The 12,429-nt window shown below is 70.1% G+C and carries 9 protein-coding genes; 7 read left to right on the plus strand and 2 right to left on the minus strand.

Annotated features, from left to right (window positions below):
* Positions 1 to 101: 101 nt before the first annotated feature.
* From AV521_RS44485 to AV521_RS44500, 4 genes are all read left to right on the plus strand, one after another.
* Positions 102 to 272 carry a Trm112 family protein gene (locus AV521_RS44485; protein ID WP_023550037.1) on the plus strand — a complete coding sequence of 57 codons (171 nt, stop codon included), beginning with the start codon at positions 102 to 104 and terminating at the stop codon, positions 270 to 272.
* Between the two features lie 118 nt (positions 273 to 390).
* The gene (locus AV521_RS44490; RefSeq protein WP_076097637.1) at positions 391 to 1,518 is read left to right on the plus strand and encodes an SIS domain-containing protein; all 1,128 of its coding nucleotides are present in this window, start codon (positions 391 to 393) and stop codon (positions 1,516 to 1,518) included.
* A gap of 101 nt (positions 1,519 to 1,619) precedes the next feature.
* Complete coding sequence (manA, locus tag AV521_RS44495; protein WP_076097638.1) at positions 1,620 to 2,771, plus strand: mannose-6-phosphate isomerase, class I; 1,152 nt, start codon at positions 1,620 to 1,622, stop codon at positions 2,769 to 2,771.
* A 229-nt stretch (positions 2,772 to 3,000) separates the two neighbouring features.
* Positions 3,001 to 3,981: a cation diffusion facilitator family transporter gene (locus AV521_RS44500; RefSeq protein ID WP_076097639.1), complete on the plus strand. Its 981-nt coding sequence runs from the start codon at positions 3,001 to 3,003 to the stop codon at positions 3,979 to 3,981.
* 608 nt (positions 3,982 to 4,589) lie between these two features.
* Here AV521_RS44500 and AV521_RS44515 read toward each other — a convergent pair.
* Positions 4,590 to 7,115, minus strand: coding sequence for a fructose-specific PTS transporter subunit EIIC (locus tag AV521_RS44515; RefSeq protein WP_079249732.1), 2,526 nt, complete (start codon positions 7,113 to 7,115; stop codon positions 4,590 to 4,592).
* Between the two features lie 472 nt (positions 7,116 to 7,587).
* Between AV521_RS44515 and ahcY the strand changes: the two genes are divergently transcribed.
* Together ahcY and AV521_RS44525 are read left to right on the plus strand one after the other, a co-directional pair.
* Entirely contained in the window at positions 7,588 to 9,045 is a 1,458-nt protein-coding gene (gene ahcY / locus AV521_RS44520; protein ID WP_076097640.1) for an adenosylhomocysteinase, read from the plus strand.
* Between the two features lie 184 nt (positions 9,046 to 9,229).
* Positions 9,230 to 9,844: a hypothetical protein gene (locus AV521_RS44525; protein WP_076097641.1), complete on the plus strand. Its 615-nt coding sequence runs from the start codon at positions 9,230 to 9,232 to the stop codon at positions 9,842 to 9,844.
* Positions 9,845 to 9,921: 77 nt separating this feature from the next.
* On the opposite strand, the gene AV521_RS44530 is transcribed toward AV521_RS44525, so the two are convergent.
* Positions 9,922 to 10,905: an RDD family protein gene (locus AV521_RS44530; RefSeq protein WP_076097642.1), complete on the minus strand. Its 984-nt coding sequence runs from the start codon at positions 10,903 to 10,905 to the stop codon at positions 9,922 to 9,924.
* Positions 10,906 to 11,048: 143 nt separating this feature from the next.
* Here AV521_RS44530 and AV521_RS44535 point away from each other — a divergent pair, with 143 nt between their 5' ends.
* Positions 11,049 to 12,056 carry a stage II sporulation protein M gene (locus AV521_RS44535; RefSeq protein WP_076097643.1) on the plus strand — a complete coding sequence of 336 codons (1,008 nt, stop codon included), beginning with the start codon at positions 11,049 to 11,051 and terminating at the stop codon, positions 12,054 to 12,056.
* The last annotated feature ends 373 nt before the right edge of the window (positions 12,057 to 12,429 follow it).

Below are 12,429 nucleotides of genomic sequence, written 5' to 3' on the forward strand. Positions count from 1 at the left end.
GGCGGCGCCCCCTGGACGGTACCGGTAGCCCGGCTCAGCCCGTCTAGCAGCGGTACGCTGACCAGCGGCCAAAGAAAACTCCGCCCTCGAAGGGACACCTCATGCCGCTCGAAGCCGGCCTCCTGGAGATCCTCGCCTGCCCGGCCTGCCACGCCCCCCTGAAGGAGCAGGACACCGAGCTGATCTGCACGGGCCAGGACTGCGGCCTCGCCTACCCGGTCCGCGACGACATCCCGGTCCTCCTCGTGGACGAGGCCCGCCGCCCCGGGTGACGAGGCCCGTCCCGTCGTAGAACCCCTCGTAGCGAAAAAGGCGCCCGCCGCGCAGCGAAGAGGCGCCACCCCTGGAAAAGGCTCCGCACAGGACGCCCGGCGACCGGAGGCTGCCGCCATGCTGGACGAATCGCTGCTCGACACCCCGGAGGGCCTCGCCGAGGCCGACCGCCGAGGCCTGCTGCGCGGCGCCGCCGAGGCCGGCGCCCGCGTCCGTACGGCCGTCCGGCACGCCGCCGAGGCCGGCGTCGGCGACCTCAAGCCCGACGGCCGCCCCCGCGCCGTCCTCATCGCGGGACCCGGCGCAGCCGCCACCCACACCGCCGACCTCCTGGACACCCTGGCCGGCGTCGGCAGCCCCGTGGTCCGCCTGACCCCGACCGGCGTCGCCCCGGCCGCCGGCGCCCTGCGCTGGGAACTCCCGGGCTGGGCCGGCTCCGTCGATCTGCTTCTGATCGCCACCCCGGACGGCACCGAACCCAGCCTCTCCCTCCTCGCCGACCAGGCATACCGCCGCGGCTGCTCGTTGGTCGCCGTGGCCCCGCCCCACACCCCGCTCGCCGACGCGGTCTCCGGTGCCCACGGCCTGTTCGTACCGATGGCGACAGCGCCGTACGACCAGGAGGAACCACTCGCCGCGTCCTCCCCGGGCGTCTTCTGGGCGCTGCTCACCCCGCTGCTGGCGCTGCTGGACCGCATCGGGCTGCTCAACGCCCCGCCGGACGCCCTGGAGAAGGTCGCCGACCGCCTCGACCACATCGCGGAGCGCTGCGGCCCCGCCATCGCGACCTACAGCAACCCGGCCAAGACCCTGGCCGCCGAACTCGCTGACGCACTCCCCGTGGTGTGGACGGAAGGGCCCTCGGCGGGCCCCGCTGGGCACCGTTTCGCCGCCGCCCTCGCCGAGCTCGCCGGCCGGCCCGCGCTCGTCGCCGAGCTCCCCGAGGCACTCGCCGCGCACAGCGCCCTGCTGGCCGGCCCGCTGGCCGCCAGCGCCGACCCCGAGGACTTCTTCCGCGACCGCGTCGAGGAGCCACCCGCGCTGCACGCGCGCGTGGTACTGCTGCGCGACCGCCCGAGCAGCGGCCTCACCGCCGCCCCCACCGCCCGCGACCTGGCCCTCAGTCATGACACACCGATCAGCGAACTCGAACCGGAGGAGGGCGGCGAACTGGAGACCCTCGCGGAACTGATCGCCGTCACGGATTTCGCCGCCGTTTACCTGGCGCTCGCTTCGAGAGCCTGATCTGGCTACGGGCCGGAACCCCCGCGCCCACCACCAGCACGGCGACGGCGACGCGGCCGGCGCCGGCTGAGCAGCCGCACGTACGGAGACAGAGAAGACACATGGACCGCCTCGACAACACCATCCGCCCCTACGCCTGGGGTTCGACCACCGCCATCCCGCACCTCCTCGGCGTCGAGCCGACCGGTGAACCACAGGCGGAGATGTGGATGGGCGCGCACCCGGGCGCCCCGTCGCGCACCGAGCGCGGGACGCTCGTCGAGGTCATCGACGCCAACCCGGAGACCGAGCTGGGCCAGGCGGCCGTAGCGAAGTTCGGCCCGCGGCTGCCCTTCCTCCTCAAGATCCTCGCCGCCGGCGCGCCCCTCTCCCTCCAGGTGCACCCCAACCTGGAGCAGGCCAAGGAGGGTTACGCCGACGAGGAGAGCCGCGGCATCCCGGTCGACGCCCCGCACCGCAACTACAAGGACGCCAACCACAAGCCCGAACTGATCTGCGCGCTCACCGAGTTCGACGGCCTGTGCGGCTTCCGCGACCCGGTCCAGGCGGCCGACCTGCTCGCCGGGCTCGGCGTCGACTCCCTCAAGCCCTACGTCGACCTGCTGCACGCCACCCCCGAGGACGCGGCCCTGCGCGAGGTCCTCACCGCGATCCTCACCGCCGCCCCGGACGAGATGGCGCACACGGTCGCCGAGGCCACCGCCGCCGCCACCCGCCTCGGTGGCGACTACGCCCCCTACGCCGACATCGCCCACCACTACCCGGGCGACCCCGGCGTCATCGCGGCCATGCTGCTCAACCACGTCCGCCTGCAGCCCGGCGAGGCCCTGTTCCTCGGTGCCGGCATCCCGCACGCGTACCTGAACGGCCTCGGCGTCGAGATCATGGCCAACTCCGACAACGTCCTGCGCTGCGGCCTGACCCCCAAGCACGTCGATGTCCCCGAACTGCTGCGCATCGTCCGCTTCGAGGCGAGCGACCCGGGCGTGCTGCGCCCCGAAGCCTCCCCGGACGGCGAGGAGGTCTACGAGACGCCGATCGACGAGTTCCGGCTGTCCCGGTACGTCCTCCCCGAGAACGGCACCGCCCACGACCTCACCCGCGACACCCCGCAGATCCTGCTCTGCACGGCCGGGCAGGTCCGCGCCAGTGACCACGAGCTGAGCGCGGGTCAGTCGGTCTTCGTCCCGGCCGGCGAGAAGACGGAGATCTCGGGCGCGGGCACGGTCTTCCGCGCCACTGTGCTCGTCTGACCGATCGTACGGCCAGAGCTGTGGACAGTCTCAGGGCTGTGGACAGTCTGTGGATCATATGACCGGGGTTGTGGATACCTGACGCGCCGAGGCCCGGCAGGGCTGCAAGAATGGCCCACCGGCAAAGGCCGGGCAAAGCCGGGCGCACGCCTGGCCTGTACGGACGTACGAGGACCCGTCCGGACGGCGGGACGTACGAGGCGACAGAGGCGAAGGGACACGCGGACACATGAGCGCGTCAGGCGGTACGAAGGCGATCGTGGCGGCACTCGGCGCCAACCTCGCGATCGCGGCATCGAAGTTCGTGGCGTTCGCGTTCAGCGGCTCCTCCTCGATGCTCGCCGAGGGCGTCCACTCGCTCGCCGACTCCGGCAACCAGTTCCTGCTGCTCATCGGCGGCAAGAAGGCCCAGCGCGAGGCCACCCCGCAGCACCCCTTCGGCTACGGTCGCGAGCGGTTCATCTACGCCTTCCTGGTCTCGATCGTCCTGTTCTCCATCGGCGGCATGTTCGCCATCTACGAGGGCTACGAGAAGATCAGCCACCCGCACGAACTGGAGAACTGGTACTGGCCGGTGGGCGTCCTGCTCTTCGCGGTCATCGCCGAGGGCTTCTCGTTCCGCACGGCCATCAAGGAGTCCAACGAGCTGCGCGGCAGACTGTCCTGGGCGCAGTTCATCCGCCGCGCCAAGGCGCCCGAGCTGCCCGTCGTCCTGCTGGAGGACTTCGGCGCGCTCATCGGCCTCGTCCTCGCCCTGCTCGGCGTCGGCCTGTCCGTGCTCACCGGCGACGGCGTCTGGGACGGCATCGGCACCGTCTGCATCGGTGTCCTGCTCGTCTGCATCGCCCTGGTCCTGGCCGCCGAGACCAAGTCGCTGCTGCTGGGCGAGGCCGCGGGCCTGGACGTGATCAAGAAGATCGAGGAGGCGACCGTCGACGGCGACACGGTCACCGGCGTCATCCACATGCGCACGCTGCACCTCGGCCCCGAGGAACTGCTGATCGCCGCCAAGATCGCGGTCCAGCACGACGACACGGCCGCCGAGGTCGCGAACGCCATCAACGCCGCCGAGGCCCGCATCCGCGCCGCCGTCCCGATCGCCCGCGTCATCTACCTCGAACCGGACATCTACAGCGAGGCCGAGGCCGCCAAGGGCCCCGACCCGGAGGCCACCCCGGGCGGCCCGATCCCGCACACCACCGGCCACTGAGGCTCTGCAGCCGCAGGAGGCCTTTCACCCCTGCGTCGGCTGCACCGGCCACGGCACGGGCGGTACCGGCGGCGCCTTCCGCCGTCGTACGACGACGAAACCGATCCCCACCCCGGTGCCGGTGAGGACCAGCACCGCACCGAGAAGCAGGGCCGTACCAGCACGACCGCCACCGAACGGTCGTCCCGGTGGCCGCCCAACAGGAAGAGCCGGCCCTGCGGCACCTTCACGTCGTACGAGAGGTGCACGCCGTCGGCATCGCTCCCGCTGACGTAGGGCTCCTTGATCGGCTTGCCGTTCACGGCGACCCGCTTCCCGCCACCCACGCCGATCACCCGTTCCACCCCACCGGACGTAACGCGCCCCGGCGCCGAGGGTACGCACTGTTCGCGTAGACGGCGGCGCCGATCCCCAGCACCGGCCCCAGCAGCCCCACCACGAGCGCCGCGATCCCAAGTCCCTGTCCCCGCCCTGAGCCCCGCCCTCCCCACGCGGCCCATCCACGGCGCGGAGAATAGCGGGCGGCACTCTGTGAACACTTTGCGCCGCAGGACGGCGCATGCGGGCCCCACACCGCAAGCGGGGGGACCCGCAGCCCTGCGCTCAGTTCACCCGACCTCACCAAGCACGTCGAGAACCGCCCGCTCGTCCGGCGCGGCCAGCAGCCGCTCCCGGAACCCGGCATCCATCAACTTGCGCGAGAGCAGCGCGAGGATCCGCAGATGCTCATCACCCGCGGCCGCCTCCGGTACGGCGATCATGAAGACCAGCCGGGCCTTCGTACCGTCAAGCGACCCCCACTCGACGCCCTCGGCGGACCGCGCGAACCCGACGACCGGCGCCGTCACCGCATCGGTCTTGGCATGCGGGATGGCGATCTCCTCCCCGAGCCCGGTAGTCCCCTGCTCCTCACGCCGCAACGCGACGGCCACCAACTCATCCACATCACCGACCCGCCCACTACGGCTGAGCAACTCGGCCATCTCCCGTATAGCCGCCCCCTTGTCCCCGGCCCCGAGCCCGACCTTCACCGTCCGCCCACTGAGATACCCGGAAAGCACCTCGGGCCGACCACCCTCGGCCGCAGCCTCTCGACCCGCGGAAACCAGCACCGCCCCCGATCCCGCAGCCGCCGCTTGCCCAGGCACGACCACTCCCGACGAGGTACCACCACTCTCCGCCGACGAACTGGCGGCCTCCGCTGACGTACTGGCACTCTCCAACAACGAACTCGCAGCCGCCGACGATGTACCGGCGCTCTCCGTCGATGAACTCGCGGCTTCGGACGGCGTATTGGCACTCACCGACGATGAACCCACGGCCTCCGACGATGTGCCGGCATTCTCTGATCGCGAACCCGTAGTCTCCGGCGATGTGTGGGCGCTCTCCGACCGCGACCCCGGGGTCTCAGATGATGTACCGGCGCTCTCCGACCGCGACCCCGGGGTCTCAGATGATGTACCGGCGCTCTCCGACCGCGAACCCGCAGTCTCAGACGACGCACTGGCACCCTCCGACGACGAACCCACAGCCGCCGCCGGCGCGGACCCTCCACGGGGGCCACCCGGACCCGACGACGATGCCTGCACGGGTGGTGCGGGTGGGAACCCATTCCCCACCACTCCCGAACCCGCACCCGAAAGCGCAGGAACCGCCCCGGCCACCGCCACTCGCCGCCCCCGCAGCCCACTCACATCGACCAACGCCACAGTCGCCAACGAGGTGACCACCGACCCGATCACCACGGCGACAAAGAACATCGGCACCCCACTCACCGCACCCAGCACCGCCACAATCGGCCCCCCATGCGGCACCGCGTCCTTCACCCCGGCCAGCCCCGCAACCGCCCCGGCCACCGCCCCACCGAGCATGTTCGCCGGAATGACCTGCGCCGGCCGTGCCGCCGCGAACGGAATCGCACCCTCCGAGATACCGAAGCACCCCATGAACAGCGCCGCGAGCCCCGTCTCCCGCTCCTGCTCGGTGTACAGCCGCCGACGGATCAACGTGGCCAGCCCCTGCCCCAGCGGCATCACCGGAATCGCGGCCGCGCACATACCCATCACCGTCTGGTTTCCGCTCGCGATGAGCCCGGCACCGAACAGGAACGCCGTCTTGTTGACCGGACCGCCCATGTCGAAGGCGATCATCAGCCCGAGAATCGCGCCGAGCAGGATCGCACTCGTCCCTGTCATCCCGCCCAGCCAACTCGTCAGATGCTCGAACACCCAGGAGATCGGCTTGCCGATGACGTAGATGAAGAACAGCCCGAGCGCCGTCGTCGCCACGATCGGGATCACGATGATCGGCATGATCGGCTGCACGAACTTCGGCACCCGGATCTTCTTGATCCACAACACCAGATACCCGGCGAGGAACCCGGTCACGATCGCCCCGATGAAGCCCGCGCCCGCCTTGGAGTCGTACAGGTCGCCCGTGTTGGCGATCCAGCCGCCGATCATGCCCGGTACCAGTGCCGGCCGGTCGGCGATCGCGTAGGCGATGTAGCCGGACAGGATCGGGATCATCAGCTGGAAGCCGATCCCGCCGATCGCGTTGACGTGCGCCCAGAAGGTGCCGTCCGGGATCACAAAGCCCTTGGACGTCGCATGCCCGCCGAGCGCGAGCGAGACCGCGATCAGCAGACCGCCGACGACCACGAACGGGATCATGTACGACACGCCGTTCATCAGCGCCTTGTACACCGGGCCCCGCTCCTTGCCGCCACCACCGGGCGCGGCCGCCGCACCCCCGTCGGCCGCGCCCGGCGCGTGCACGGGCGCCGACCGCACCCGCTCGATCAGCTGCTCGGGATGGTGTATGCCCTCGGCGACCCCGACCGCCAGCACGCGCTTGCCCGCGAAACGGCTCAGGTCCACGTCCTTGTCGGCGGCGACGATGACACCGTCTGCGCTTCTGACATCGTTGTCATCGAGGACGTTCTCGGCCCCGATGGATCCCTGGGTCTCCACTTTCATTTCGATGCCACGGCTCGCGGCGGCCTGTGCGAGCTTCTCCGCCGCCATGTACGTGTGCGCGATGCCGGTCGGGCAGGCGGTCACCGCCAGCAGCTTCAGCTGCCGCCCCTCGTCATCGCGGCCACCCGTGGAGGGCGGGCCGGCCGGACTGGTCACGTCGTTTCTCCTCACGCCTTCGTCGCACGAGGCACCGTCCCGGACACCTCGCGAGCGGAACCGGACGGCCCCGAGCCTTCTGCATCCTGCACCACCCCACCCCCGGCCCCAAGGTGCGAAAGTCCCCGTTCGCACCGGTCTGTGGGCTCCCGTCCCACGGATTCCGCGCCCCCACCGGCCGCCCTCCTGCCCCTGCGCCCGCTCCCCGAAACCGCCTGCCGTGCGGCGCGAACCATGCCGATGCGGACTGGGGCCGACAGGGCCGTCCGGTGTAGCTTGGGACGGAGCCAGACGTCGCTGCTGATGGCGGTCGGGCGGTCCCAGCGCGGGCCGACCGAGGGAGAGAGGGCCTCCGACGGACTGCGCTGCGCGTACGTGGGCATGCCTGTGCCCTCTTCTCGGACACCCGTGTGTCCGCCGTCGCGCAGACCAGCCGTACCCACCTCGACCCAACTCCGAGGAGCAGCTCGCAATGACGACTGTCGAGAACCGACAGGACTTCAAGGTCGCCGACCTCTCGCTGGCCGAGTTCGGCCGCAAGGAGATCACCCTCGCCGAGCACGAGATGCCCGGCCTGATGGCGATCCGCAAGGAGTACGCCGAGGCCCAGCCCCTCGCCGGCGCTCGCGTCACCGGCTCCCTGCACATGACCGTGCAGACCGCCGTGCTCATCGAGACCCTGGTCGCCCTCGGCGCCAAGGTCCGCTGGGCCTCCTGCAACATCTTCTCCACCCAGGACCACGCGGCCGCCGCCATCGCCGTCGGCCCGAACGGCACGCCCGACAACCCGCAGGGCATCCCGGTCTTCGCCTGGAAGGGCGAGACCCTGGACGAGTACTGGTGGTGCACCGAGCAGGCGCTGACCTGGCCGGACAGCCCCACCGGCGGCCCGAACATGATCCTTGACGACGGCGGTGACGCCACCCTCCTCGTCCACAAGGGCGTCGAGTACGAGAAGGCCGGCGAGGTCCCCGCCCTGGACACCGCCGAGTCCGACGAGCACCGCGTCATCCTCCAGCTGCTGCACCGCACCCTGGGCGAGAACCCCCAGAAGTGGACCCAGCTGTCCTCCGAGATCCGCGGCGTCACCGAAGAGACCACCACGGGTGTCCACCGCCTGTACGAGATGCAGCGCGACGGCGTACTCCTGTTCCCGGCGATCAACGTCAACGACGCCGTCACCAAGTCGAAGTTCGACAACAAGTACGGCTGCCGACACTCCCTCGTCGACGGCATCAACCGCGCCACGGACACTCTGATCGGCGGCAAGACCGCCGTCGTCTGCGGCTACGGCGACGTGGGCAAGGGCTGCGCCGAGTCGCTGCGCGGCCAGGGCGCCCGCGTGATCATCACCGAGATCGACCCGATCTGCGCTCTGCAGGCGGCGATGGACGGCTACCAGGTCACCACCCTGGACGAGGTCGTCGAGAGCGCCGATATCTTCGTCACCACCACCGGCAACAAGGACATCATCCTTGCGTCGGACATGGCGAAGATGAAGCATCAGGCGATCGTCGGCAACATCGGCCACTTCGACAACGAGATCGACATGGCCGGCCTGGCGAAGATCCCCGGCATCGTCAAGGACGAGGTCAAGCCGCAGGTCCACACGTGGACCTTCCCGGACGGCAAGAAGATCATCGTGCTGTCCGAGGGCCGCCTGCTGAACCTGGGCAACGCCACCGGCCACCCCTCCTTCGTGATGTCCAACTCCTTCGCGGACCAGACCCTGGCCCAGATCGAGCTGTTCACCAAGCCCGACGAGTACCCGACCGGTGTCTACGTGCTTCCGAAGCACCTCGACGAGAAGGTCGCCCGTCTCCACCTGGCCGCCCTCGGCGTCAAGCTGACGACGCTGCGCCCGGAGCAGGCCGCGTACATCGGTGTGGAGGTCGAGGGTCCGTACAAGTCGGACCACTACCGCTACTGAACCGGCGATCTCCTGGTCCCGCCCGCCGGGGAGCACTTCGGTGCACCGCCGCGCTCCCCGGCAGCAGGTCCTCCGAGGCAGGCCCCCGCACCCCCGTGCCGGGGGCCTGCCCCTTTGGTCTCCGACCGGCACCGCACCAGCAGCGCCCGGCCGGAGCGTCACCCCGTCAGAACCCAGGACCCCCATGCCCCGCGGCCGTTATTCGCTCCACGATCCACACGATCACACCCCCCTCGGTGAAGAGCACTTCCAGTGCGCGCCAGGCCCTTCCGGCTGGCGCTATGTCTCCCGGCTGACCGGTCCCGCCGGCGATCACCGCGGCTCGGTCGACCTCGCCCTGGACGACCTGGGCCGCCCCATCCGCCTGGAACTCCACGCGGGCGACTGGCAGGTACGTGGCGCCGCCCTCGACGGCGTCACCTGGGTCCGCACCGACACCACCGGAACTCATGCCACCGAAGGCAATGTGCGCGCCCACGCCTTCGCCGGCACGTCCCCCGCGTTCCTCGTCGCCACCGCCCGTCTCCTGCGCCTCACCCCCTCGTCCGAAGCGATCCGCCTACGCCTGGTCGCCTTCACGGATCCGGTCCTCGCCCCCCGCACTGTGGATCAGTCCTGGGCCCTGGTGAACAGCGAAGCACACGCCACTGACAACGGCCCCTTGACCGTGGACGAGTACCAGGTCACAGCCCTGGACACCGGCGAACGGCACACCGTCCACATCGCCGGCGACGTCGTCCTGGCCGCACCGGGAATCGAGCTGGAGGACCTCCAGTCACCGCCATCGACGTTCGACTGAGCGCCGGAACCGACGAGGCCGACAAGACCGACGAGATCGACGAGTTCGCAGGAAACAGGAGCTGAGCGGATGCCGCTCTACGCCGGCGGCGCGAAACCGGTGGCCGGACGGTCGGGCGACGGCTGATCGTGCGGGGGCACGGTCGGCGGAAGGTCACTCGGCGGCACGGTGGGCGGCGTGAGCGGAGCCTGTGGCTGCCGAGCCCAGTCCTGCGGCCGATCAGACCGACCGGGATACTGCGGCCAGGCCGCAGCAGCAGCGGGCGGCTGATACACGGCCGGCGCACCGGGCCCGGCCACCGGTGGGGCGAAGCCCCCGGCGCCGACAACCCGCCGGGCCTCACGCGACTGCCGCTCGTGCAGCACCGCCGCCAGAAAGGCGGCCGCCGGTAGATCCGGCGGCACCGAAGCGCCCGTCCGCGCCACGAGGTCGGCCGCTAGCCGCTGGGCCATCCCCAGCGACACCTGGGGATCGAGCTGCCCCATCCGGGTCAGGTACTGCCGAACCGCAAGCCACAGCCCGTCCGGCACCGCCGACAGGTCCAGCTCGGCGAACCGCCCCGTGAGCCACGGAGGCGGCGGCGGAACGAAGGCCCGGTCGGCCGGTATTCGCTCGCGCACGACAAGAGTGCCCGCGAACACGTCCCCGAGCCGCCGACCTCGCACCGACACCAGCGAGGCGATGCAGGCGACCACACCGAACGTCAGCAGGATCTCGATCACACCGATCGCGCCCCGCACGAGCGCGTGCCGGAACCGGACCGGCCCACCGTCGTCCCGCACCACCCGGAGCCCGAAGGCCAGCTTCCCCAGCGAACGCCCGTGACTGAGCGTCTCCACCGCGATCGGTCCGCCGACCAGCACCAGCAGAAACGTGGCGATCGACAGTGCCATCTGAGCGGCCTCGTCCAGAGAAGCGGTCGTCATCACCAACACGATGGTGACGACGACGTACCCGATCACGGCCACCACGAGGTCGAGCAGCACCGCCAGCGCCCTGCTCGGCAACTTCGCCGGACGCAGTTCGAGCGCCACCGCCTCGCCCGTCACCAGCTCACTCACGTCCGCCGTCCTTCCCTGATCTGCCGCCGGAAGCGCAAGTCTGCCAAGCTGTGGGCGCATCGCGCCGCAGTACGACAAGCTGACAGCGATCAAGGGCATCCACGACGAGCAGTCGACGACCAGCCGAGGAGCAGGCAGACCCGATGGACCTGGACGTCTTCGTCTCCGTACACCGAGCCGAATGGGACCGCCTGGACGCCCTGCTCCGCCGCCGGCGCCGCCTCAACGGTGCCGAGGCCGACGAACTCGTCGCCCTCTACCAGCGCACCGCCACTCACCTCTCCCTCATCCAGTCCAGCGCCCCGGACCCACAGCTGACCGGACGGCTCAGCCAACTGGTGGCACGCGCGCGTAGCGCTGTCACCGGCACCCGGCGCGCCTCATGGCGCGATGTCACACGCTTCCTGGGCCAGGGCTTCCCGGCCGCGGTCTACCGCGCACGCCACTGGTGGATACCGGCGGCACTGATATCCACCACCACCGCGATCCTCCTGGGCTGGTGGATAGGCACCCATCCGGACGTGCAGTCGAGCATCGCGGCGCCCAGCCAGCTCCGTGAGCTGACCCGCCCTGGCGGCGAGTACGAGACGTACTACTCCAGTCACCCCGCGGCGGCCTTCGCCGCGCAGGTGTGGACGAACAATGCGCAGGCGGCCGCGATGTGCCTGGTCCTGGGCATCTTCCTGGGACTGCCGGTCCTATGGATCCTCTTCGAGAACATGCTCAATCTGGGCGTCGGTTTCGGCCTGATGTCCTCCGCAGGCCGACTCGACACCTTTCTGGGACTCGTCCTTCCGCACGGCCTGCTGGAACTGACCGCCGTCTTCGTCGCCGCGGGTGCGGGACTGCGCCTGGGCTGGACTCTCATAGACCCCGGTCCGCGCACCCGGCGCACCGCCCTCGCTGAGGAGGGGCGCGCGGCGGTCGGCATGGCCATCGGCCTTGCCCTGGTCCTCTTCGTCTCCGGCGCCATAGAAGGCTTCGTCACCCCGTCCGGGCTGCCCACCTGGGCCCGCATCGGAATCGGTGTCCTGGCCGAGCTGGCATTCCTGACGTACGTGTTTGTGCTGGGCGGGCGAGCGGTACGCGTAGGTGAGACCGGCGATCTCGAGGCAGCCGACCGCAGCGCTGTGGTCCCCAACGCCGCTTGATGTGCGATCCACCCCTCTGAGCTGCTAGTCTCCTCTTCGCCCCACAAAGGCCGTTGACACGGACGGAGTGGGGAGGTAGATTCAAACAGTTGCCTAGAAGTGGACAAGTTCCGGGGCGACCGTTAGTCTCTACAAGCTTCCTGGGGAGTCGCGAACGACATCCTGGAGAAGCACCCCCGATTATTCAGAAATGAGCGGCCGGTTCGACCGGCCAAGAACTTCTGATAAAGTCGGAACCGCCGGAAAGGAAACCGCGAGAAAAACGCGGGAGCCTGGAAAGCACCGAGGAAATCGGATCGAGAAAAGATCTGATAGAGTCGGAAACGCAAGACCGAAGGGAAGCGCCCGGAGGAAAGCCCGAGAGGGTGAGTAC

Source organism: Streptomyces sp. IMTB 2501, assembly GCF_001953885.1.
Lineage (GTDB): Bacteria > Actinomycetota > Actinomycetes > Streptomycetales > Streptomycetaceae > Streptomyces.